Annotated in this window: 24 protein-coding genes, 1 tRNA gene and 2 pseudogenes; 19 read left to right on the forward strand and 8 right to left on the reverse strand. The window is 56.2% G+C overall.

Annotated elements, in window-relative coordinates; translation table 11 throughout:
- Window positions 1-4 precede the first annotated feature (4 nt).
- The 9 genes and pseudogenes from FDY98_RS24020 to FDY98_RS29025 all read left to right on the forward strand — a co-directional run bounded on the left by FDY98_RS24020 (window position 5) and on the right by FDY98_RS29025 (window position 4,516).
- A complete protein-coding gene (locus tag FDY98_RS24020) occupies window positions 5-214 on the forward strand; it encodes a hypothetical protein (protein ID WP_027958597.1) in 210 nt (69 codons plus the stop codon).
- 3 nt (window positions 215-217) lie between these two features.
- Window positions 218-583 carry a hypothetical protein gene (locus tag FDY98_RS24025; protein WP_027958598.1) on the forward strand — a complete coding sequence of 122 codons (366 nt, stop codon included), beginning with the start codon at window positions 218-220 and terminating at the stop codon, window positions 581-583.
- An 18-nt stretch (window positions 584-601) separates the two neighbouring features.
- Window positions 602-934 carry a hypothetical protein gene (locus tag FDY98_RS24030; RefSeq protein ID WP_027958599.1) on the forward strand — a complete coding sequence of 111 codons (333 nt, stop codon included), beginning with the start codon at window positions 602-604 and terminating at the stop codon, window positions 932-934.
- An 11-nt stretch (window positions 935-945) separates the two neighbouring features.
- Window positions 946-1,044 (forward strand): tail virion protein G7P-2, encoded by a 99-nt coding sequence (locus FDY98_RS29865; RefSeq protein ID WP_371829567.1) that lies wholly within the window; start codon window positions 946-948, stop codon window positions 1,042-1,044.
- Between the two features lie 109 nt (window positions 1,045-1,153).
- Entirely contained in the window at window positions 1,154-1,414 is a 261-nt protein-coding gene (locus tag FDY98_RS24035) for a major coat protein (protein WP_051430519.1), read from the forward strand.
- A gap of 62 nt (window positions 1,415-1,476) precedes the next feature.
- Complete coding sequence (locus FDY98_RS24040) at window positions 1,477-3,258, forward strand: hypothetical protein (RefSeq protein WP_155706252.1); 1,782 nt, start codon at window positions 1,477-1,479, stop codon at window positions 3,256-3,258.
- A complete protein-coding gene (locus tag FDY98_RS24045; RefSeq protein ID WP_027958602.1) occupies window positions 3,259-3,609 on the forward strand; it encodes a DUF5455 family protein in 351 nt (116 codons plus the stop codon).
- Window positions 3,609-4,172: pseudogene (locus FDY98_RS29020) on the forward strand (zonular occludens toxin domain-containing protein). Before FDY98_RS24045 ends, FDY98_RS29020 begins: the two are co-directional and overlap by 1 nt.
- 149 nt (window positions 4,173-4,321) lie before the next feature.
- Window positions 4,322-4,516 (forward strand): hypothetical protein, encoded by a 195-nt coding sequence (locus FDY98_RS29025; protein WP_340146982.1) that lies wholly within the window; start codon window positions 4,322-4,324, stop codon window positions 4,514-4,516.
- Here FDY98_RS29025 and FDY98_RS29030 read toward each other — a convergent pair.
- The gene (locus FDY98_RS29030) at window positions 4,488-4,655 is read right to left on the reverse strand and encodes a hypothetical protein (protein ID WP_340146983.1); all 168 of its coding nucleotides are present in this window, start codon (window positions 4,653-4,655) and stop codon (window positions 4,488-4,490) included. The two genes, FDY98_RS29025 and FDY98_RS29030, sit on opposite strands and share 29 nt — an antisense overlap.
- Between FDY98_RS29030 and FDY98_RS29035 the strand changes: the two genes are divergently transcribed.
- The 5 genes from FDY98_RS29035 (at window position 4,654) to FDY98_RS24065 (ending at window position 8,399) form a co-directional block, all read left to right on the forward strand.
- Window positions 4,654-5,391, forward strand: coding sequence for a hypothetical protein (locus FDY98_RS29035; RefSeq protein WP_340146984.1), 738 nt, complete (start codon window positions 4,654-4,656; stop codon window positions 5,389-5,391). The two genes, FDY98_RS29030 and FDY98_RS29035, sit on opposite strands and share 2 nt — an antisense overlap.
- 153 nt (window positions 5,392-5,544) lie before the next feature.
- A complete protein-coding gene (locus FDY98_RS29040) occupies window positions 5,545-6,075 on the forward strand; it encodes a hypothetical protein (protein WP_340146985.1) in 531 nt (176 codons plus the stop codon).
- A 53-nt stretch (window positions 6,076-6,128) separates the two neighbouring features.
- Window positions 6,129-6,431, forward strand: a complete 303-nt coding sequence (locus FDY98_RS29045; protein ID WP_340146986.1) for a hypothetical protein — start codon at window positions 6,129-6,131, stop codon at window positions 6,429-6,431.
- Window positions 6,432-6,549: 118 nt separating this feature from the next.
- Entirely contained in the window at window positions 6,550-7,605 is a 1,056-nt protein-coding gene (locus FDY98_RS29050) for a hypothetical protein (protein WP_340146987.1), read from the forward strand.
- Window positions 7,605-8,399, forward strand: coding sequence for a phage integrase (locus tag FDY98_RS24065; RefSeq protein WP_340146988.1), 795 nt, complete (start codon window positions 7,605-7,607; stop codon window positions 8,397-8,399). Before FDY98_RS29050 ends, FDY98_RS24065 begins: the two co-directional genes overlap by 1 nt.
- Window positions 8,400-8,477: 78 nt before the next feature.
- Here FDY98_RS24065 and FDY98_RS24070 read toward each other — a convergent pair.
- Window positions 8,478-8,554 (reverse strand) — tRNA-Ile (locus tag FDY98_RS24070).
- A 112-nt stretch (window positions 8,555-8,666) separates the two neighbouring features.
- Between FDY98_RS24070 and FDY98_RS24075 the strand changes: the two genes are divergently transcribed.
- The gene (locus FDY98_RS24075; RefSeq protein ID WP_035538182.1) at window positions 8,667-9,257 is read left to right on the forward strand and encodes a hypothetical protein; all 591 of its coding nucleotides are present in this window, start codon (window positions 8,667-8,669) and stop codon (window positions 9,255-9,257) included.
- A 17-nt stretch (window positions 9,258-9,274) separates the two neighbouring features.
- Here the strand turns inward: FDY98_RS24075 and FDY98_RS24080 are convergent, their stop codons facing one another.
- The 5 genes and pseudogenes from FDY98_RS24080 to FDY98_RS24100 form a co-directional block, all read right to left on the reverse strand.
- On the reverse strand, window positions 9,275-11,107 hold the full coding sequence (locus FDY98_RS24080; RefSeq protein ID WP_027958607.1) for an ABC transporter ATP-binding protein: 1,833 nt from the start codon (window positions 11,105-11,107) through the stop codon (window positions 9,275-9,277).
- Between the two features lie 246 nt (window positions 11,108-11,353).
- The gene (locus FDY98_RS24085; RefSeq protein ID WP_027958608.1) at window positions 11,354-12,169 is read right to left on the reverse strand and encodes an ABC transporter ATP-binding protein; all 816 of its coding nucleotides are present in this window, start codon (window positions 12,167-12,169) and stop codon (window positions 11,354-11,356) included.
- A complete protein-coding gene (locus tag FDY98_RS24090) occupies window positions 12,166-13,263 on the reverse strand; it encodes a FecCD family ABC transporter permease (RefSeq protein WP_051430522.1) in 1,098 nt (365 codons plus the stop codon). Before FDY98_RS24090 ends, FDY98_RS24085 begins: the two co-directional genes overlap by 4 nt.
- Window positions 13,264-13,301: 38 nt before the next feature.
- Window positions 13,302-14,272 (reverse strand): annotated as a pseudogene (locus tag FDY98_RS24095) (FecCD family ABC transporter permease).
- Between the two features lie 53 nt (window positions 14,273-14,325).
- Window positions 14,326-15,282, reverse strand: coding sequence for an ABC transporter substrate-binding protein (locus FDY98_RS24100; RefSeq protein ID WP_035538179.1), 957 nt, complete (start codon window positions 15,280-15,282; stop codon window positions 14,326-14,328).
- A 244-nt stretch (window positions 15,283-15,526) separates the two neighbouring features.
- Here FDY98_RS24100 and FDY98_RS24105 point away from each other — a divergent pair, with 244 nt between their 5' ends.
- Window positions 15,527-17,659 (forward strand): TonB-dependent receptor domain-containing protein, encoded by a 2,133-nt coding sequence (locus FDY98_RS24105; RefSeq protein ID WP_027958612.1) that lies wholly within the window; start codon window positions 15,527-15,529, stop codon window positions 17,657-17,659.
- A gap of 154 nt (window positions 17,660-17,813) precedes the next feature.
- Here FDY98_RS24105 and FDY98_RS24110 read toward each other — a convergent pair whose 3' ends face one another.
- The gene (locus FDY98_RS24110) at window positions 17,814-19,778 is read right to left on the reverse strand and encodes a ligand-gated channel protein (protein ID WP_027958613.1); all 1,965 of its coding nucleotides are present in this window, start codon (window positions 19,776-19,778) and stop codon (window positions 17,814-17,816) included.
- A gap of 214 nt (window positions 19,779-19,992) precedes the next feature.
- On the opposite strand from FDY98_RS24110, the gene FDY98_RS24115 reads away from it, so the two are divergent.
- The 3 genes from FDY98_RS24115 to FDY98_RS24125 all read left to right on the forward strand — a co-directional run bounded on the left by FDY98_RS24115 (window position 19,993) and on the right by FDY98_RS24125 (window position 23,132).
- Window positions 19,993-20,907: a LysR family transcriptional regulator gene (locus FDY98_RS24115; protein WP_035538178.1), complete on the forward strand. Its 915-nt coding sequence runs from the start codon at window positions 19,993-19,995 to the stop codon at window positions 20,905-20,907.
- Window positions 20,908-20,985: 78 nt separating this feature from the next.
- On the forward strand, window positions 20,986-21,861 hold the full coding sequence (locus FDY98_RS24120; protein ID WP_027958614.1) for an AEC family transporter: 876 nt from the start codon (window positions 20,986-20,988) through the stop codon (window positions 21,859-21,861).
- Window positions 21,862-21,944: 83 nt separating this feature from the next.
- Complete coding sequence (locus tag FDY98_RS24125) at window positions 21,945-23,132, forward strand: PQQ-dependent sugar dehydrogenase (protein ID WP_035538194.1); 1,188 nt, start codon at window positions 21,945-21,947, stop codon at window positions 23,130-23,132.
- The last annotated feature ends 48 nt before the right edge of the window (window positions 23,133-23,180 follow it).

Here is a 23,180-nt window from a genome sequence, read left to right on the forward strand (position 1 = left end):
CCACATGAGTAAAAAACAGCCCATCCGCGTCTTTCTCGATCCGGAAACCCACAGCCGCCACCTTATCCAGGCGGGCACCAACGGCCTGACTTCCTCGGCCCTGTCGGAGCGCCTGATTGAATACGGCCTTGCCCAACTGGAGCGCGGCGACAAAGCACCGCTGGAAGCCCTTTCCCGTGCGGCCTCCCCCGCTCCCAATGCCAACGAGGCTTGATCTATGTCCCCCTGCCCGTCATCCGTCGCCCTTCGGTCGCACGGCGTCCTTAGCCAGCAGCGGACAGACTGTCAACCCCTGTTTGTGGGGTTTAAACAGGGGTTGACCGGCTGGCCGATGTTGGCTGCCGTGCAGAAAGACCGAAGGGCAAACGGAGGGCGGGAAGGGGGATCCCCCTGCCTCGATTCCCGAGCTCTGAGGGAGCGGGGCCAGCGGTGCCTCCACGGCCGGGACTATGCACGCGCCGCCACCTACTACGCCCAGGCGGAATACCTGGCGCTGGTACAAAACGGCGTTACACCAGAAACCACTGAGCTATCCATTCTCGCGGACTACTGCTTAACCCAAGCCGCCAGAACCCAACGCTAACGAAAAGGAAACATCACCATGATCAACACCATTCAAGCCCACGTTATCGGTGCCTCTCGCTACAAGATGGATAACGGCGTCCAGGGCGCCAAAATTTCCATCATGCAGGCCGCCTCTGCTGACAACGAGAACGCTATCGGCAATCAGGTCAGCGTTATGACAGCGCCTTATGACATTTTCGACCAGCTCCACGCCGCTGCCCCGCACATGCCCTGTGCCATGGAGCTGGAAATCGAACTCCGCACCTCCTCCGCGGCTGCCGGTGGCAAAACCGTGCTTCACGTCATCGCCGCCCGCAAACCCAACGCCACCGGTAGCCAGCAGCAAGCTACCGCCAGCGACAAAAAATAGGATTCTGAGCCATGGACACCAGTGAACTCTCCGGTCTGTGGCTCCTGGTTTATTGCGTCGGTCTCGTCCTCGCTTTCGGGATCGGCGCGATAAATGGGGGCCAACGATGAACGATCCGAGCCTTACGTTTGTTGTTGGTTCCCTTTTCACGTCCTACGCCATCGGTTGGGCGTTTGGACACATCATCTTGACCCTTAAACGCTTTATGGAGTCCGTCTCATGAAACTTAAAACCATCGCACAAGGCGTAAAACAAGCTGCTACTACCACACGCGGCAAAGTCGCTGGCGGTGCTGCTCTCGTCATGAGTTCTGCTACCGCTCTTGCGCAAACTGCCCCAGCCGGTGCAGAAGCAGCTTTCAATGAGGTTCAGTCTCAAGGGGCTGATATGGCGGGTTACGCATGGCCTGTCGCTGCTTCTATCACCGCCGCGTTAATCGGCATCAAGCTGTTTAAGAAGTTTGCTAACCGCGCTTCTTAATACCGCTTTAACAGGGATCAACCAAGGGGCGGAAACGCCCCTTTTTACATAGCGAGGGGAACATGATTAAAAAAGCCGTTTTACCCGTCTTATTAGTGCCTTTTTTAATGGTGTTTTCCTCTTACGCGTTTTCTGACCCTTATTTTAGATCGTATTCCTCAGATGCTCCTGGTAGATATGGTTCCCCTGCTGCTGCTTGTGCTACTGCTGTTAAAAACCACAATTCGCGTACTGGTACGAAATTTGATTATAGAGTTTATGCTGGTGTTCGGTTCTCTTCGTCTTCTGCTGTTTTTTATTGTCAAAGTATAACGTGCTATCCCGACCCTTATGATCCTCTAGAATGCACTTCTATTGGCGATTGGGAGAGAATTGTAGCTAAAGATTGCTCAGGTTCGACTTATTGTGATGATTTGGTCTCAAATCCTGAATTATTACCTAAATTAACTGATGAGCAATGTAAGTCTAGTAATGGCGACTCTATTTCTGTTTCTGCAAGTGGTGCTAATTACTTAAACAATGGTGGCACTGTTAAAACTAATGGCGGTGCTTGCTCCATTACTGGTGCTGGTGGTGTTACTGCCTGCTCAGGTACTGATGACAATATAACCTGTTCTTTATCCATTGAATCAACGTCTACCGGTGAGTATGGTGAGTTTAATGAGGATTCGAGCTTAAATGGTGGTTGGGGTGAGAGTAATGGCACGTTTTCCGTTGTCGACTTTAATACCCCTGACTATCTAGAACCTCTCCCTGGCGGCTGCTCTGATCCGTCTAGCTGCGTCACCATTGGCGATACCTCTTATTTAGTCGATTGGGAGTCTGCTCCCGATTACTTCTCCTATGTCGATTCCAATGGAACTACTCACTCCAACCCTTCTAGTGGTGGGGGTGGCGGTAACAATGGTGGTGGCGATCCGACCGACCCCACAAACCCAACCGATCCCACTGACCCTGGCGGCAATTCAGGTGGTGATGCCGGTGGCGGTGATAATTCCGGCAATGATGATTCTGACGATAACAACGGCGGCGGTGGCTCCGGTGGCGGCTCAACCGTACCGGATTTCGAGTTTGATGAATCCGGCATAATTGAGGCTATCGGCTCCGCTGGCCGTTCCAACCGTAACGCTATCAACGCGCTCTCCAACGATGTTACCGGCGCTATTAGCGACCAGACCAACGACTTAAACAACGCGACCTCTGCCCAAACCAATGCGCTCAACAGCACGTTAAACAATCAAACCAATAGCCTGACAAGCTCACTTGACGGTCAAACCGACGACCTCACCAGCGCTCTTGAAGATCAAACGGGAACAATCACCAACTCCCTTGACGCACTAGGCAACACCTTCACCGATGCCCTCAAAGGCTTGGACTTGGGGAGTGTCGGTGATGGCTCTGGTGACGGGGATGGCGAGGGAGAAGGTGAAGACGGTGAAGGCGATGGCCTGTTAGGCGGTATCTCCAAGCTGCTCAACCGCATGGTCGACAAGCTCGCCTCCCGCTTTACCGAAGATCTCGGCGACGGTGACGACCTGTTTGATTCCTCCGGCATGGACGACACCCTCGACGGGGCAGCCCTTCAAGAACAGGAGCATGGCGACGAAATAAACAGCCTCATGGATGAGATTGGCGACGGTGCCAGCTCCGATATTGCCGAACAAATTACCTCACGCCTTCCCTCGCTGCCTTCCGGCGGCTGTGTCCCTCTCCAGTTCGGCCCTATGGAAATTTCCTGCCAAGCGTTTAACACCATCAAGCTCTGGCTGACCTGGATTATCTACTTCTGGACGGTCGTCAGCATCGTCGACACCTTCTTTCGCTCTGAACAGAGGACAGCATAAATGGCACTTCCTGCATTGCTCGGCATGGGCGCGCTTATCAGTTTTGTCTCTCGCGTCCTGGAGTGGTTGATCACCCGTATTGCCGCCCGCTTTACTAACCGCCTAGCGGGTGCCCTGATCTGGACAACGCTCTATATCACGCTGCTCGTAGCGCTCGCCTCAACCTTCGCGCTGATCATCAACGGGATCAACGCCTCCCTCCCTTCCGACCTCGCCAATGGAATGGGTGCCGTGAAGCCCGACAACCTTGAAGCCTGTGTTGCCGCTATTTACAGCAGCAAAGTGGCTATGTGGGTCTTCCAGCAGAAAAAACAGCTGATTGATTGGGAGCAAGGGAGGCCCGTTCTCTAATGGCCGTTTACGTCGTCACCGGCAAACTAGGCGCCGGTAAAACCCTGGTTGCAGTGGGTAAGATCAAGGACAAGCTGAACCAGGGCTGCAAGGTTGCCACCAACCTGGATTTGAACCTGGATAAGCTGATTGGCGAAAAAGCCAAGCTAACCCGCTGCTACCGCATTCCTGATAAACCTGTCCTTGCTGATCTGGAGTCCATCGGCACCGGTACCGACGATTACGACGAAAACAAAAACGGCCTGTTGGTGCTGGATGAATGCGGCACCTGGTTTAACGCCCGCTCCTGGAACGATAAAAGCCGTCAGACGTGATCAACTGGTTTTTGCACGCTAGAAAAACTGGGCTGGGACATTATTTTCCTGATCCAAGACTTGTCGATCATGGACAAGCAGGCCCGTGTCGCCCTCGCCGAACACGTGGTCTATTGCCGCCGCCTGGATCGTGTCTCCGTGCCCTTTGTCGGCGCGCTCTACTCGATGTTTGTGGGCTCCAAAATGCCCTTGCCAAAAGTGCATCTAGGCATCGTCAAATACGGCGACTCCCGCAAAGCATCACGGTAGAAACGCTGGACGTACACCGGCCGCGCCCTCTACCCGCTTACGACACCAAGCAAGCCTTCTCTGACCACTACCCCCACGGCACCTACTCCGTGCTGCCGCCCTGGCTCACCCACGGCATGCTTCGTGTGCCTCATGACGCGAGGTTCTATATGAAAATGACCCGTATCTACTGGAAACGCTTTAACCGCCCGCTTCTCTCCCTGGCCTCCTTTGTGCTGGGCTGCTTTATCACCCTGTCGGTACTCGTCGCCGACCGTGTGAGCGCTCGATCACAAGACGACACGCCCCCCGCGGCACCGCAAGAACTGCCCGACTTTAGCACACCCCCGCATCGCCAGCTTTAGCCAGTTTGGCGACCGCACCACTTACCGCCTCATTGATAGCGACCGCCAGTCCCTCACCACCGACGATCTCGCCCGCCAAGGCTTTGGCATCGTCCCTGTGAGCGCCTGTCTTGTCCGCGTAGAAAATGGAGTCACCCATGCTGAAATTCGCTGCTAAAACCGCCGCCGCATTTGCCCTGGTCACGTTCGCCAGCACCGCCAGTGCCACCCCGATCCAGATGCAAGACACCGATATCCGCGACTTCGTACGCTGGTACGTCGACCAAAGCGGTTCCCCGTTGGCCATTCACCCCACGGCCACTGGCACGCTCACGGTTTACGCCCCCGATGTGCCTGATCACCAGTTGGATGAATTCTTCCAGGGCGTGTTTGAGTTCCCACGGCTACACCATTCTCCCAGGCAATCCGCCGACCGTTGCGCCGGCCACTCAATCAGCTCAAAAAACACCAGGTTTTTGTTTCAACCCAAAGAACCCCACGATCCCGCCGCCGCGATCGCCAACGCGCCCACGCTCACCCCACCGCCTGAACCCCAGGCCACACACCTGTTCTCGTTTAATAACGTGCGTGCAGACGATATCGCCCCGCTGGTCACCACCTTTCTGGCCCAGAACGCCCAGGACGGCTCCAGCCTGCCCCGTGTCCAGGTACTCCATGCCTCTAACGCCATCCTAGCCAAGGGTCCAGAAAAGCAGCTTTCACAGCTCCAGGAGCTACTCCCCCAAGTGACGTCGCCCACCCTCAACTCCTCATCCAGGCGGTCATCTTTGAAACCACCGACGGGGATACCTTCGATCTCGGCGTCTCGCTCGGTCGCGCAACGGGTAGCGGTGTCGCCGGTGGCTTCAACACCGCCAACCTCGGCACCTCTTTAGCCTCCTCCGGCGGCACCTTCGGGATCTTTGACGGGGATGTCCTCGCGTTTGCCATCAACGCCTTACAGCGCGACTCAAGCTCCAACGTGTTATCCACACCGCAAATTCTCACCCTCTCCGGCAAGCGGGGCACGATCTCCATTGGCCAGAAATGTGCCCTTTGTCACGGGTCGCGTCACCGGTGAATCAGCGGACGTTAACAGCCCCTTTCAAACCATCGAACGCCGTGACGTGGGCATACGCTTAAACGTGCTGCCGGTGGTCACGGCCTCCGGCTTAGTCATCATGGATATCACCACCTCCGCCGACTCGCTCACGGATTCCCTGATCGCCTCCGACATCATCACCAACCAGCGCCAAATCAACACCACCGTACAGATCCGCTCCGGCCAAACACTGCTACTCGGCGGCCTATCGTCCCAGGATGACCGTACCCAGGTCTCCGGCGTTCCTGGCCTCTCTAGCATCCCCGTTGCCGGTCGCTTATTCCAAAACGAATCCACCTCCAACCAGCGCACCAACCTGCATGTCTTGCTCCAAGCGACGGTATTACCCCGTTATGACGCCAAGCGCGTGAATACCCAAGCACCTGCTGCCGCCAGCCCGTTACTACCTGCGCAGCACGGGGTGACGGGCTGGCGGCAGCAGGTCGAGACCCTCCCTGTAACACGTCTCGCAGAATAACGGTGAAACAGTCGAAAACCTGCCATTACCTGACAGTAAGGAACATTTGAAAAATGAAACGTTGGGAACGCTATTCACAAGACTCATTGATCAAGGGTGAACAGGATGCACGGGGCTCCTTGTTCATTTCCCAGAAGGGCCAAAAAGAGCTAGGGGATATCAAACTACTGAATGCTGGCGTGGATACCGTTCGTCAGCTCTATCAAGGCAAACCCTGCTTATACCAGTTTGATCAAATTATAAGGGTCTATAACGAAGGCAAAGGTGCCACCATGGAGCTGTTCGACGTCACATGGTCGGTAGGGCCGGCGCAGCCGGTTCAGGCTTCCGTTACCGTCTCCAAAACAATGAGCTAGGCGTGATCGTGTTCTTCCAGGCACGGCATACCAAGGTAGAGAACATCGGTACCCACCTTAAAATCGAGCTCTCCCCCACTTTATCCAGGAGCGTAGCCCCCAAGAGTGCCAAGACTTCATGTACAACATCGCCGCGCACATGCTCGCCTACGTTGAACCGGTCGGCTGTGCCATCCACCTCGCGTTAGACGTTCAAGGCTGGGAGCCTCCCAAAGACTTCATGCAGCGCTTTGTGACCCGTTCTAAAAAGATCATGCGCATCGATGGCATTGAAGAGCTGGAGTTTGCCCACAACACCATTGCCACCACCTATGGCCGTGGTGAAACCTATATGTTTGGTACCGCTGGAGCGCTCCAATGCTCGATTTACAACAAGACGCTGGAAGCCAAACACCGCGACAAAATGCACTTCTGGGAAGGCATCTGGAAACACGCCGTAAATGATGACCTCAGCTCCGCCTACGATCCTGAAAAAACCGTCTGGCGTATCGAGCTGCGTTTCCATCAATCGGTGCTTCGTGAGTACGCCCAGGGCATTCCCTGCAACGTTGATACCGGTGAAGTGCTGGACGCCTCCCACGGCTTCAATCGATTCATTGACGTGGTTCCCCACCTCTCCGGCCTCTGGCGAACCGCCATGCAATCCTACCGCCTCAACCACAGCCGCGACCTTATCGACCCTGCTTGGCAACTTATGCAGGAAGATGCCCGCTTCTACTGTCATGAGCCTGCGTTCATGTACAAACGCGCTCGCAAAACACCAGGCTTAGGCAATGAAAAGAACGTCACCCTGGCGTTTGGCAACCTCATCAGCATTTATGCCCGCCAAGGCTTCCGCACCATGAAGCCGTTCGTTACCTCCAACGCTCCGGCATGTGGGAAGACCTCGCCGAATACTACCGCCGTCGTGGGTCGACTCCGGGCAATTCAGGCAGATCGTAGAGCAGAAACTGATAGAACGACGATTGGTAGGGAAAGCGGCGTGAGTATCAAAAAGGTCAAAGGTGGTTGGAAGGTCGATATATGGCCGGATGGCCGCTATGGCAAGCGCATCAGAAAACGCTTCCCACCCAGGGAGAAGCAAAGCGCTTTGAAGCACAGTTGCTCACCAAAGCTGCCCAGGGGGAAGACTACGCACCGAAGAAAAAAGACCGTAGGCGCTTACTTGAGCTAGTGCAGCTCTGGTACGACATGCACGGCGCCACGCTCAAAGATGGTCAATCACGCCTTTCTAAGCTGCATCAACTAGTAGGCCTTATGGATAATCCCTATGCCTACACGATCCGCCCAGCGAGCGCTGCAAAATTCCGCCAATTTCGGCTTGAGCAAGGACTCTCACCCAATACCGTTAATCACGATATCGCCTATCTCAGAGCGGTTTTTAACGTCCTCATACAGCTAGGAGAATGGCACGGCGACAACCCCTTTGCCGCGATAAAAGCAATACGGCTACCAGAACGTGAGCTTAGCTACCTCACCCATGAACAAATCAAAACGCTATTTGAAGAACTCGATCAGTCGCGTAACAAGCACGTCTCGCTAATAGCAACACTATGCCTGTCCACTGGAGCCCGCTGGAGCGAAGCCCAGTATCTGCGCGCTGAATTAGTCAGGGATGGCCGTGTCACCTACGTCGACACCAAGAATGGCCGTAGTCGGTCAGTGCCGCTTGCCGATGACCTCTATCAACGCCTCAAGGCGCACGGCCCACAGATCGGACGCCTGTTCCCACGTGATGCCTACCAAGCCTTTACCAATGCTATTAATAAAGCAGGCATTACATTGCCTAAAGGACAACGAACCCACGTACTTAGGCACACATTTGCCAGCCACTTTATAATGAACGGTGGCAACTTATTAACACTGCAAAAGATACTCGGTCATCAATCCATACAAATGACCATGCGTTATGCACATGTAGCCCCTGACCACCTGACGGAAGCCGTCACATACGGGCCAAAATTCTAGGGTGTAGACGCTTTGTAGACACTGGCGGAAAAAGGTACAACGAGGGAGGGTATTACGGCGGGTAAGTCTTTGATTTAATGGTGGGCCCAGTAGGACTTGAACCTACGACCAAGGGATTATGAGTCCCCTGCTCTAACCAACTGAGCTATAGGCCCGAAAAGCGTGCATATCATAGCGAATGTGGCCGGGTGAGGCTAGCCCCTTTGCGCTATCTTGATGTCATTACGGCACTTTATGTGGATTGGGCAGTCTGGTGAGTAGTTCTTTATGCGGAGACGCGCTGTGAAAGCATTGGTTGCTCTATTCCCCTTATTGTTGGCGCTGCCCGTACACGCTGATTGGCAGCTTGATCCTGGCCAGTCGCGGGTGCAGGCGTCGATTACTCAGTTGAACGGCGAAACACCGCAAACTCATCACCACCAAGTGCGCGATCTGCAGGGCGATATCTCCAGCGATGGCACCCTGCGCTTGCCGTTAAAACTTAGCCAAACGGATGTGTTGGAACGCTTTGGTGAGCTGCCACCGTGGATAGGTTTGCTGGCGAACACCACCTTGGTGACGCTAGAGGCGCAAATGCCGCCAGAGCGGTTGGACGGTTTGGATATTGGCGAATCACTGGTGGAGACGCTGACCTTTAGCGTTCAATCAGACATGGTAAACCAACAGGAATCCGTGCCGCTGCGGTTTACCCGCGAAGGCCTGGATGAGATACGCGTGACACACGCGGAGCCCATGGCGATGGACGGCCGAGCGCTGATGGCCAACACCACGGTGCGCACCGTGATGTCGTTACTGGGCTACCAGGAGATTGACGAGCATGTGCCCGTCACTCTCAATGCACTCCTGGTTAATAGGTAATAGTTAATCGGTAGTCGTTAAAGGCTACTAACTGCTTCCACATCCCCCGCCTGGGCTTCGCCGGTTTGTACCCGCCACTGGGCAGCGTAGTGGCCGTTAGCTGCCAAAAGACTGGAATGGGTGCCCCGCTCGGCCACTTGGCCTTTCTCAATCACCACGATCTCATCGGCATGCACGATGGTCGAAAGCCGATGAGCAATCATAATCACCGTGCGGCCATGGGCGATGCGCTTAAGCGAGCGCTGAATGGCCGCTTCGGTTTCGTTGTCCACTGCGCTGGTGGCTTCATCCAGCACCAAAATAGGCGGGTCTTTAAGTAGCGCCCGCGCTAAAGAAAGCCGCTGGCGTTGGCCGCCGGAAAGCCGCACGCCCCGCTCCCCTACCGGCGTATCCAATCCTTGGGGCAGCGTTTCGATAAAGCTCCACGCCTCGGCGGTTTTTGCCGCATCGATAATCGCGGCTTCGTCGGCATCGGGCTTACCGTAGGCGATATTGTCGCGAATGCTGCCTTCAAACAGGTAAACATCCTGGCTGACCAGGCCAATCGACTGGCGTAGTGAGTTCATGCTGACGTCGGTAATCGGCTGGCCATCGATGAGTACCCGCCCGTTTTCCGGGTCGTAAAAGCGCAGTAACAGTTTGATCAGGGTCGATTTGCCCGAGCCGGTCGCGCCTACTAATGCCAGAGTGTTGCCTGCCGGTGCGTGCAAATGAATGTTTTCCACGCCAACACCACTGGTAGCGTAGTGAAAGCTCACATTGTCGATGGTCACTTCACCGCGCACCGGCTGAGCGAGCGGGGTGGTGCTATCGTCCTTAACGGTAATCGGCACTTCAAGTAGATCAAGAATCCGCCGAGTGCTGGCCATGGCGCGTTCGAACAGGTCGATCACCTGAGCCAGGCCGGTGAGCGGCCAGAGCAGCCGCTGCGTCAGGAATACCAACACACCGTATGCACCCACATTTAGTGAACCGTTGAGCGCCATCATGCCGCCCACAGTAAAGGTGGCCAGAAAGCCCGCCAAAATCGCCATACGGATCACGGGAATAAACGCGGAGCTAACCTTGATCGCCCTTCTGTTGGCGTCTACATAGGCTTCGCTGGCCTCGCGCAGTCGCTCGGCTTCGCGGTCTTCGCTGGTAAAGCTTTTAATCGTCGCGATGCCGCTTAGATTGTTGGATAAACGGCTGGCTAAATCACCGACTTTTTCACGCACGTCGCTGTAGAGCGGCCCGGCTTTGCGCTGGAAGAAGAACGCACCCCAAATGATCAGCGGAATAGGTGTGAAAGCGAGCAGCGCAATCAGCGGCGAAAGCACAAAGAATACCGCGCCAATCACCACCACCGTCACCACTACCTGAACCATCGCGTTGGCGCCACCGTCCAGAAAGCGCTCAAGCTGATTAACGTCGTCGTTCATGGTGGCCACTAGCTGGCCGGAGCTTCTTGATTCAAAGAACGCCATATCCAGCCGTTGAGCGTGCTCGTAGGTATCCTGGCGCATATCCGCCTGTAAACGTTGGGCTAAGTTGCGCCATAGGATTTGAAACAGGTACTCAAATAGCGACTCCCCTGCCCAGATAACAAACGTCAGCACCGCCAGCATGGTGATCTGCTGTTGAGGCGTTTCAAACCCGAGGCTGGCCACAAAACTCTGCTCTTGGTTGACCACCACATCAATGGCGACACCAATCAGAATCTCTGGAGCAATATCAAACAGCTTATTGATAATCGAACAGGCGGTGGCGGCAATGATGCGCCGACGATAGCCTTTGGCGTAGCGGAGTAGCCGCACCAGGGCTTGAAAGCTCTGATTCTTAGAACGGAGTGGAGAAGGAGCCACGAGCATTCCTTACTGAGGTTGTTGTAGGCCAATTAGGCTTTGTACGAAAACTGCCTGCGCTCGGCCATGCTGCGTTAAAAAACGGCTCGTGCGCGAGTCCGATCAAAATGCTCATTTACACCCCGTAAACTCCGCTTTTTCGCCGTTTTTTGCCTTGCCTGACCTTCGCTCGCCGATTTTTCGTACAAAGCCTAGGTAGGCGCTAGCGTAATGAATTCAATGCTCAGGCTCAACGCGTTAATGCTTGGGGAGTTAAGCTGGCGCCGGGGCGCGGCGCACATTGGCCAACAGCGGGCTGCCGGTATCGGGGTCTAGCAGCAGCGTGCACTCTACTTGATAGAGCGTACGCACTAGATCGGGCGTCACCACCTGAGCGGGCGGCCCTTCCGCCACAATCTTGCCTTCGCGCATGGCGATGAGATGATCAGCGTAGCGGCAGGCGCTGGCGAGATCGTGGAGCACCATCACCACGGTACGGCCATGGTGGGCAAGATGTTTCACCAGTTCGAACACTTCAATCTGGTGGCCCAGATCCAGCGCGGAGGTGGGTTCATCCAGCAACAACAGCGGGGTTTGCTGGGCGATGGTCATGGCGATCCAGGCGCGTTGACGCTGGCCGCCGGAAAGCGCATCAATTGGCCTGTCAGCGAGTTGTTCAAGCCCTGCCGCCGCTAGCGCGTGCTGCACCACGCGTTGGTCTTCTGCTGACCACTGACGCAGCCAGCCTTGGTGGGGCTGGCGACCAAAACGAATCAGCTCGGTCACAGTGAGCCCCTCCGGTGCGACGGCCTCCTGGGGCAGTAGCGCCAGTTGCGTAGCGAGTTGACGGGTGGGCAAGCGCTGGATATCTGCGCCATCCAGCAATACAGCACCGCTATCGGGTTTGTGTAAACGAGCAAGCCCGGCCAACAACGTCGATTTTCCGCACCCGTTGGGGCCCACAATGGCGGTGACTTTGCCGCTGGGCAGGGTGATATCCAAGCCATCAATCACCTGCCGGGTGCCATAGCTCATGCCCAGTGCCTGGGTAGCCAGAGAAGGAATTGGCGACGCTGGGAATTGGCTCATGTAAAACTCCGTTGGGGACGCATTAATATCCAAAGTAACCAGGGCCCTCCGACCACGGCGGTAACGATACCCACCGGAATCTCGATCGGCGCCAGCAGCGTACGCCCGGCCAAGTCGGCGAGTACCATGACCAGCGCCCCCGCCAGCGTTGCCGCCAAAACCGGCACGCTACGAGAACTCGACATTGACCGGGCAATCTCCGGGCCAATCAACCCCACCATGCCCACCGGACCTGCCACAGCCACCGCCAACCCCGTCAAGGCGACAGATAGCAGCAGCACTTCCAACCGGCGACGTTTGACGTTCACTCCTAACCCGCTGGCGGTGGCATCCTTGAAACGCAGTAGCGTTAGCGAACGGGCTAACGCCATGGCAGTGGCCAGCCCTAACACCAACCCGAGCATCAGTAATTGCAGTGCGCCGCTGGGGCGGGCATTGAGCGAACCCACCGTCCATGGATAAGCAGCATTGGCGGTATCAATGGCGACTCGCGCCAGCATCAATTGCGTTATCGCGCCAAACACCGCGCCCACGCCAATCCCCGCCACGATAAAGCGATACCCCTGGGTGCCGTTGCCCGCGGCGAGCCCGAAGGTGAGTACCGCTGCGGTGGTTGCCCCTGCTAACGCCATGGCAGGCGGCGCGATGGAAACGCCAAGGCCTACGATGGAGGCCACTGCAAACGCTGTCGCGCCATTATCAATGCCGATAATACCCGGCGTCGCCAAGCGATTGCGGGCCAGGGTTTGCATCAGTATGCCTGCTAACGCGAAGGCCGCCCCGGTACTAGCGGCAGCGGCTAAACGCGGCAAGCGCAGCTCCTGCACTACAAAGCTCGCCATCATATCTGCATTGCCAAACAGCGCCTGCAGCACCGCCATAGGGGCGACCTTAACGCTGCCCAGGCTTAGGTAAATAACGCTGGCAAGCAGTAACGCGCCAAACAGTCCCAGGTTAACGGCCACCGCTCGCTGCTCAAACAAAAGGCTGTTCTGACTGTGCCCGCTTCGCCAGGCGAATCGCCAATAACCTTGCGGTGGCGGTACGTTGTTATTGCCGTCCGCGCGGAACTGGTGTTCCGGGGAGAAAGGCATAGACGAGCTTTTTATCTGCGTGGTTTTCATTAGCGAATTCACAGCATTGGTAGGCGGCGCGCACGAACAACCGCTATCAGTACGGGGGCGCCGCACAGCGCAGTGAGTAGACGCCCAACGGTAGTTCCGATGGAGCGACCACCACCCGAGAAATGATATCGGCCGCGAGGACGATCAGCGGCCCGATGGGCAGACAAAACCATAGCGTGCGACGAATATCAGGCCCGGCAAAGGCCCGTGCGACAAACGGCACCACCAACCCAACAAAGGCAATGGGCCCGGCGATAGCGGTGGCAGCCCCCACCAACAGCGCCACGCAGGCGATGACCAACCAACGAATGAGATTGGGGTGGTGGCCCAAACCAGAGGCCACTCGTTCGCCTAGCGCCAGGGCAGCTAACGGCCGAGCAATCAGCGCAACCATCACTGACGCGACCAGCATACTGGGCAGCACGGCAAGTAGGTCATCCAAGCGGCGGCCGGCCAAGCTGCCAATCACCCAGAAGCGAATTTCATCAGCGGCACGCTGGTCGTAAAGCAATATCAATGAGGTTAATGAAGCGAGCAGACCAGAGAACGCAGCCCCGGCAAGCACGAGCCGGATGGGGTCGTTACCCACACCGCGAAAGCGCGCCACGCTCAATACGCACGCGCAGCCCACCAGCGCACCTAACTGCGCGACTGAAATGCGTAACGTGGCGGCGCTGGCACCCAGCACTAAGGCCAGCGCCACGGCAAACGCCGCCCCCGCACTAACCCCTAAAAGCCCTGGTTCAGCCAGCGGGTTGCGTGCGACCGCTTGCAACAGGGCGCCAGCGACGCCTAGTGCCATGCCCACCACAATACCAATCAAGGTGCGCGGTGCGCGCAGTTCCCAGACGATGAAGCGTGCTTCACTGTCCTGGGCACCGCTCAGTAGCGCCAGGGCCCTACCCGGGCCAACGCTACCCGCACCGATTAATAGACTAACGAGACTCACCGCCACAAGGGCGGTGAGTAGTAGCAGCATTAGCGTTCGGGGCGTAGCACGCCTAACGTTAGGCGTTGCAAAACGTGGAACCGTCACGGCAACAGCGCTGCCTCTATATCATCAAGAATCGCCTGAGCGGCCAGCGGGCCATTGGCGCTTGTCCATAGCTGACCATCCACCGGCACTACGTGGTCTTGCTGCACCACGTTTAGGCGCGTAAAGGCGCTGCTCTGCTTGGCGGCGTCCACCGCCGCTTGACCATCTTCGTTGAGCGTTGCCAGGAACAGCCAGTCGCCGTCCACTTGGGAAAGGTTTTCCAGGCTCAGTACATCGCTATGCACACCGCGCTCGCCGACCAGGCCAGCGTCCTGAACATCCAGACCCGCTTGGGCTAACAAACCTGCAGAAAAAAGGTTTTCCGACATCACCATGGGGCCACCGGGCATCCAGCGTACCAAGAAGGCACTTCCCCCCACACCGGCCTCTTCCACTGCCTCGGCGACCTCGACGGCGCGTTGCTCAACGGCCTCAATCGCTTCTGCGATGGCAGCTTGGCGATTAAGTGCTTCACCGTAAAGGCGGGCTTCGTCTTTCCAGTTATCCGGTGCCAGTGGCTGGGTCAGTGGCACCACCGTGGGCGCAATACGTGACAGCAGTTGATACTGCTCATCAGAAAGCTGGGCGGGCGCCAAAATCAGATCCGGCTGCTGCGCCAGCACGGCCTCGATATTGATCTCGCGCACCACGCCCATAATAGCAGGCGGGTTTTCACCAAGATGCGCTTCAATGTAGCTTGCCACATTGTCACCACCACGCGTCGTCACAGCGCCTAGCGGGTTGACACCTGCCGCTACGGCAGCGTCCAAAGCGCCTTCGTAAAGTGTTACAACCCGCTTTGGGGTTCCCTCAACGTCTACGTCGCCAAAGGCGGTTTCCAGCGTGCGCGCTTGTGCAGTGCCTACCACTAAGGCACTTAGCAATATGCCCATCATGCCTAAACGCCCGCGTTTAATGAGGGTGGCTACCCTTGGTGTCGTTTGAACCAGCATAAGTTTCTCTCGATACGGTACTTTGACAAGGATAATAACGATTCTCAAAAGCGCTTGCACTACTATTCCATCGAATGGCGTGTTCCATTTCTTGCAACCTCTCCACCACCCCGCTGTTTCAGTTCACGCAACGTAATGTTCCTCAATCATCCCCTCGCGTTTGGGAACTTTTCTTTTAGACTCCCGCCTTTATTTGATAATTAATATCATTAGCTAATAATTATCGTAACCAAGAGGGAATGACATGCCACGCTTTACTCGCTCTGTTCTGGCTAGCGCCGTCACGCTTGCTGTTACTTCAGGCACAGCCACCGCTCAAGAAGATCAACAGCTGGACAATATCGTTGTCTCGGCCAGCGGGTTTGAACAGGCGATGGTCGATGCCCCCGCCAGCATTTCAGTGATCTCCCGCGAAGAGCTCTCGCGTCAACGGGTTACCAGTATTGCCGATGCCCTGCGCAACGTTGAGGGAGTGGATGTCGGCGGCTCAGTGGGCAAAACCGGTGGTAGTAATATTAGTATCCGTGGCATGCCCAGCGACTACACGCTGATCCTGATTGACGGCCGCCGCCAGAATACCGCTGGCAGCGTGACCCCCAATGGGTTTGGCGAAACCTCCACCAGCTTCTTTCCGCCGGTTTCCAGCATTGAACGCATTGAAGTTATCCGCGGCCCCATGTCGACACTGTATGGCTCTGATGCCATGGGTGGGGTAATCAACATTATTACCCGCCGGGTTGGCCGCGAGTGGACTGGCTCTATCGGGGTCGAAAACACCGTTAACGAAGATCGCGATTTTGGCGATCGTCGCGAGATCAACCTGTATACCAGCGGCCCTTTGGTGGAAGATACCCTTGGCCTTCAACTGCGTGGCCGGGTTTATGAGCGCGATGCTTCTGAACTCACCTACACCGACGGTGACGGCAATCCTATCGAGGTTAGCCAGCGCGGCCCCAGCCCGGTGGAAGGCGATACCTACAACATCGGCGGTAAGCTAACCTGGACGCCCTCTGACAGCCATGACCTGTGGCTGGATGGTGAAGTCAATCGTCAGCGCTACAACAACGATGAGTGCCAGCTAGGCACCCTGGATGGCCGCACCCGCAGCTGCGCGCCTGACCCTGGCAGCGCCACCGGCTATTCGAATGAACTCCGTTTTGAGCGCGAGCAAATCGCCATTGGCCACACCGGACGTTTTGCCTCGGGTACGTTGGAATCCAGCCTGATGCGCAATACCACCGAAACCAAAGGACGCACGATTCCTGGTGATGTGGGCGTTGCTTACGAAGGCTTTCCCAGCATTATCGGCGGTGCGCCGCGGGAGCTGGAAACCACCAATACTGTGCTCGACAGCAAATTCATCATGCCGCTGGGCAACCACATGACCACGCTGGGCCTGCAGTGGTGGGATGCAGAGCTTGACGACGGCTTGGCCGGTGAGACCTTTGCCCAAACCACCTGGTCGCTGTTTGCTGAAGATGAGTGGATGCTGCGGGACGACTTGGCCCTGACCCTAGGCGGCCGTTACGATCACCACGACGCCTTTGGCAGCCAGTTCAGCCCGCGCGGCTACTTGGTGTGGAACACGACGCCCAACTGGACATTAAAAGGCGGCGTGAGCCGCGGCTATAAAACGCCCACGCTTAATGACTTGCACGATGGCATCAACGGCGTCACCGGCCAAGGCACCGTGCTGACCATTGGTAACCCAGATCTTGAGCCTGAAACCAGCACCAGCAGCGAGATCGGCGCCCATTACGATAACCAGCAAGGCTTTACCGCCAGCGCCACACTTTTCCACAACCAGTTTGACGATAAGATTGCCAGTGGCAGCGATATCCTGGTGGAAAACGACCCGCTGATTCCTGACGGCCTGTATAGCCAGGATATCAATATCGATGAAGCGATCACCCAAGGGGTTGAGCTCTCTACTGGCTACCAGTTCGCTCCCGATTGGCGCGTCAACGCCAATTACACCTACACCGATAGCGAACAGAAGAGTGGCGATAACAAGGGCGAGCCGCTGACAGATACCCCGGAACACGCCATTAACGCCACCCTACGCTGGCAGGCAACGGCAAAGCTGGATACTTGGCTCTCAGCTGAGTACCGCAGCGAACGCTACCGTAACCGCGAAAGCGTCCGCGGTGCCCCCTCGTTTGATGATTTGGGCGACTTTAAAGCCTATTCACTGTTTCACTTAGGCGGTAACTATGCGGTCACCAATCAGCTTAATCTGAGCGCGACGATCTATAACCTGTTTGATAAAGATTTTGTCGACTACCGCGCCTACGGCGATGGCACCAGCTTTGGCAATGTGTACGCCAACAGCGAAGAGGGCCGCCGTCTGTGGCTATCCGCCCGCTACGAATTCTAATCGACCTCAGCTCGCTACTGTTTCAATGCTGATTTCTGCCCCGGCCATGCGCTGGGGCTTTTTTGTTGACTACTCTCTCCTTTGCGGACGACCAAAAAAGCGGCTATCGCTGGATAGCCGCTGCTGTATTGCGTATATAACGGGAACCTAGCGTTTAGAAGGCGACGTTGAGACCTAGCCAAACCCGGCGGCCATCTTCCACATAGCCGTACTCGTCGTAGTCAATCGCTTCGTCGAACAGGTTGTAGATACCCGCGTTCAGTTGAGTCGATTCATTTAGCTGGTAGCCAATACCTGCATCTACAAAGGTGTAGGAAGGGGCCACGATTGAGCTTTGCGAAGGGCCGGTAGTCGGTTGGCTCTCTTCGCCGCGGTAGGTCACTTTTGTCCACTGGCTGAGCTTGGCCGAGGCTTGCCAATTCAGCGTGGCCGATACTTGGTGGCGTGGCAGTTGAGTTAGCGGCTCGCCGGCATACTCACCGCTTTTTTGCTCGCTATCAGTAAAGGTGTAACTGGCCGTTAGCGCTAGCGCATCGTTCAGCGGCGCCGTGATACTGACCTCGGCGCCCTGGGTTACGGCTTCATCCACGTTGACGCGGTAAGTCGGGTCGCTACCATAATCGTTAGCGCCATCCGTACAGATATCGATAGGGCAAGCAATACGGGTAATTTTATCTTTGAAATCATTATGGAATAGCGTGATACCGCCGCTCAACCCGGTATCATTAGCATATAACAGCGCCAGCTCTTTATTGAGCGAGGTTTCTGGCTCAAGGTCAGGATTACCGTAAATATTGCCACCACGGCTGACCTGTCCCCAGTCGGGAGTAATCTCGCGCAGGTTAGGCGCTCGATAACCGGTTGAAACGCCGCCTTTCAACGTCCAATCAGGCGTCATATTCCACACGCTGTAAAGACGCGGGCTTAAATGACTACCGTAATTGTCGTCATCATCAACACGTAAACCGCCGGTCAATGCCCAGGAATCGGTAAGCATCCACTCATCTTCAACAAAGAGTGCCCATTGGCTATTCTCAATCTCACTGCGATCAGAACCAGGCAATTGATTCGTCGTACTATCGTCAAGCGACTCTTCCTCGTAGTTAGCGCCTACCGTCACCATATGCATGCCTAGCGGAATGACCGTGCTGGTTTTGGCGGTGGTGTTGGTGATTTCAATATCCCGCGATTTATTTTCGCTGCGCTCACGCTGCAGGTAGGTTTCGCTGGTACCCCAATCGAAGCGGCCACTGTGGGTTAGCGCAACGTGCTGATGGGTATAGTCGTTGAAGCTATCCTCACAACCACCGCGACAGCCCTCTGATGGCGCCGAGTTGCCCACCAGCGATTCGCGCTCCTGCTCCGTGATACCGGCCTCAAACGTGAAGTCGTGGTTTTTTGATGCGGCAAGGCTAAATCGTGCGGTAAGGCTTTGTAGGCTTTTATCTTCATAGCCGTTGAGGATATTGTCTTCATCGCGCTGAGAGGCGCGACCATAGAGCTGAAGACCTAAACGATCCCCTACCAGCGGGCCACTGAGGTAAAAATTAGCCTGACGGCTATCGCCGGAGTCGCTGTCTTCCTGAAGCATGGTGTCGAGTTGCACATTACCGTGCCACTCCTGCGCAACCTTGCGGGTAATCACGTTAATGACCCCGCCGATTGCATCGGAGCCGTAGAGCGTCGACATTGGCCCACGCACTACTTCAATACGCTCAATGGCCTGTAGTGGCGGTAGCCAGTCTTGCTCAAACCCGGCGCTACCGTTGGGACGGGACTCGCGGGAATTCTGCGGGCGCCCATCCACCAAGATAAGCGTGTACTGGGAAGGCATACCACGAATGGAGATATCTTGACCGTTATCCCCAGCGCCCCCGCCAGTAATAATCACACCGGGCACGTCACGCAGCGCATCGGTGACACTTTGATAGTGGCCCCGCTCTAACTCTTCCCGGGAAACCACACTGATAGAGGCAGGCGCATTGGTAATCTGCTGTTCAAACCCCGACGCAGTGACCACCATATCGTCTAAACGGGGTGCTTCTTGTGCCCATAATGCGCTACTGGCAAGGGAAGAGATGGCGCTGGCCAGCAGCGTTCGGCGCAAACAGGGAGACATAACTTCGTCCTTCATAGTGTGTTCAATGTGTGTGAGCAATGTGGGTCAGCATTCGCTCTATTAAATGCGAATTATTAGCATTAATATTTTTACACACTCTTTGCACACTGGGGTGAGACGGTACGTTCAGCATACCGGAACACAAATGCCTATTATTTTCATTCGCACCGAAAAATGGCACAATTAGCGCTCACCCTTTTCCGTGGGCCTGACCATGTATGACTTTGACGAACTTACCGCCTTTGCCGATGTGATGACCACGGGCAGTTTGACTCGCAGCGCTCAAAAGCTCGGATTAGCCAAATCGACCCTTAGCCGCCGTATCAGCCAGCTCGAAACCCGGCTTAACCAGCCACTGCTGCGCCGTCAGGCCAACCGCTTGATTCCTACCGAGGCGGGGTTACTGTTTCACAACTACTGCACCGAGCTTTTGGCAATGGCGGCCCATAGCCAGGAGGCGCTGGCAGAGCTGCGTGAGGAGATTAGCGGCGAAATAACCCTTGAGGTACACGGTGCCCTGGCACGCAGCTGGTTACCCGGCACGATTGATGCCTTCTTAAACCGCCACCCCAAGGTAGAGTTAACGCTACACACCAGGGAAACACCACCCACTAAAATGCACAGCAATAGCGTTCATGTCTGGCTTGGGCCAACGCACGAGTGCGGGCTAAACCAGGAGCGCTTGGGGCATTTAACCCGCGGGCTTTATGCCAGCCCACACTATTTAGCGGCGGCTGGCACGCCTCAACACCCCGACGAACTGAACCAGCACGCCTGGATAGATCTGTTGGGTTCTGCCTCTGATGGGCTGCTGCTCACTCATCAAGAGCATGGCCAGTACGCTTTTAACCCGCCCCGTTCCCGGCTGCGAGTAGACCTTACTGCCCTGCATATTGATGCCATCGCGCGCAGCCAGGGGATCGGGTTGCTCTCACACTGGTTAACTGCAAAACGCGAACAGCATCATCCAGGCGAACTGGTTAACTGCCTGCCGGGCTGGGAGCCGGTGCCTCTCCCCATCACGTTGCTCTACGCCTACGGCCATCAATCACGCCGTACCCACGCGCTGTTAGAGTTTTTACGCAGCCAGGTGCCCGCCCCGTGGCGCACGTCAGCCGCCGCCGTCTAGGTTAATTCGAGTGTTTGCCTTGCCAGTTAGCCCGCTTATTAACGACAATGGGCGGCTAACGATTGCCAAGGACAGCCAATGCTTGCCGAACTTTTTGCCGTCATGGCGCCCGTGCTGGCGGGTGCAGGGCTCGGCTACCTGTGGGTACGCCTAGGCCATCCCTACCCGGTCGACTTCATTACCCGGCTAGTGTTTAACATTGGCACACCCTCACTGGTATTAGCATCCCTGGCGGGTGCCGATATCGATGCCACCACCTTTGGCCAGACGATGTTGGCCGCCGCGCTGGTGATTATCACCATGGGGGCCGCTACTTTTGTGGTGGCAAAACTGTTGCGCCGCAGTTGGCGAGTGCTGCTTGCCCCCATGATGTACCCCAACACCGGCAATATGGGCTTACCGGTGGTGCTTTACGCCTTTGGCAGTGCCGGGTTTGCCTACGGCATCACGGTGATGGTGACTGTCTCGCTGTTTCAGTTCACCTTAGGCGCGGTGCTTAATAGCCAGGGCAACCCGCTCAAAACGCTTGCCAAAACGCCCACGGTTTACGCTATTGCGATTTCCATGGCGCTGCTGCTGACGGACACTTCCCTGCCGCCCTGGTTGGCGAATACGGTGGACTTAATGTCAGGGTTCACGGTACCGCTCATGCTCATTACTCTGGGCGTATCGCTAGCCAGCATTCAGGTGAAGAACCTGCGTTCAGGGCTCGGATTTAGCCTGGTGCGCGTGCCCCTCGCTGCCATGGTCGCCTGGTTGATCGCTGGCTGGGTGGGCCTTCCGCCACTGGCACAGAGCATTTTAGTGCTGCAAATGTGTATGCCGGTGGCGGTATTCAATTATCTCTTTGCTCAGCGTGCCCAGCGCGAACCCGTTTATGTCGCCAGTTTGGTCTTCTGCTCAACGTTGTTAGCGCTGTTTTACCTACCCGTGCTACTCGCCCTGCTCATGTAATAGTGGAACCCACACGTGACTAAAAGGTCACTGCTAGACTACTGGCAAGGATGCCAATGATTAACGTCACCAGAGGGCACGCTATGCTTCACATGAACAACCATACCCAACGCCCACTGCCCCCTGGGGCTTGGGCAAGGATCAGTGGACTAGTGCTGGCGGGCGCTATTAACACGGCAAATGCGGAAATCGTCCAGGAATCGCTGGAAACCGACCATTTAAACCTTTCCATTGAGCGTATCGCCGATGGTTTTGAGCACCCTTGGGCGGTGGCGTTTTTACCCGATGGCCGCTACTTGGTGAGCGAACGCAGCGGGCAACTGAAACTTGTCGACCCCGAAAGCGGTGAAGCCAGTACGTTGGAAGGCATGCCCGAAGTGAGTACTCAGGGCCAGGGCGGTTTGCTAGACGTAGCGTTACATCCTGATTTTGAAGGCGGAAATGGCGAGGGTGATAACGACTGGATCTATTTCACCTGGAGCAAGCCCGAGGGCAATAACAGCCGTTCAGCATTATCGCGAATAAAATGGCACAATGCCCAGCTAGGAGAGGTCGAACACTTGTTTGAACAAGATCGCGCCTCTGGGCCGGGCCGCCATTACGGCTCGCGGTTGGCGTGGCTGCCCGACGGTACCCTGCTAATGAGTATTGGGGATCGCGGCAGTGAACCGCCCCGCGCCCAGGCAAGCGATGACCACGCGGGCTCTACCCTGCGCCTTACCGCTACTGGTGGCGTTCCCGATGACAACCCTTTCGTTGGTGATGACACCACCCTGGATGAAATTTACTCCATGGGTAATCGCAATATTCAAGGCATGGCCGTGCTCAGTAACGGCGAAGCCTGGGCGTCAGAGCATGGCCCCCGCACCGGCGACGAGCTGAATCATATCGAAGCGGGCAATAATTATGGCTGGCCAAAGGTCAGCCAGGGCAATGACTATGCAACCAACGAGCCGATTGGCGAAGATTCGCTCCCCGGCATGGTTGACCCAGTGTATGTATTTGAAGGCCGCTTCGCCCCCGCCGGGCTTGCCGAAGTGACTAGCGACGCCTTTGGTGAGTGGCAAGGCAACTTATTAGCCGGTGGGCTAGGTAGCGAGAAGCTGTTGCGCCTGCGCTTGGAAGAGGGCCGTGTCGCCGAGGAAGAGCTGATTTTACAAGGCGAAGTGGGTCGCATTCGCGATGTTCGCCAAGGCCCTGATGATGCCATTTACTTACTCACTGACGCCCCCCAGGGCGGCTTGTACCGCCTAGCGCCAACGAACCAGTAGCGCTTTCACTGGCTGATATTAAAACGTATTAAAACCACCATGGATGCC

Origin of the sequence: Halomonas sp. PA16-9 (assembly GCF_009728585.1) — a bacterium.
Taxonomy (GTDB): Bacteria; Pseudomonadota; Gammaproteobacteria; order Pseudomonadales; family Halomonadaceae; genus Vreelandella; species Vreelandella titanicae.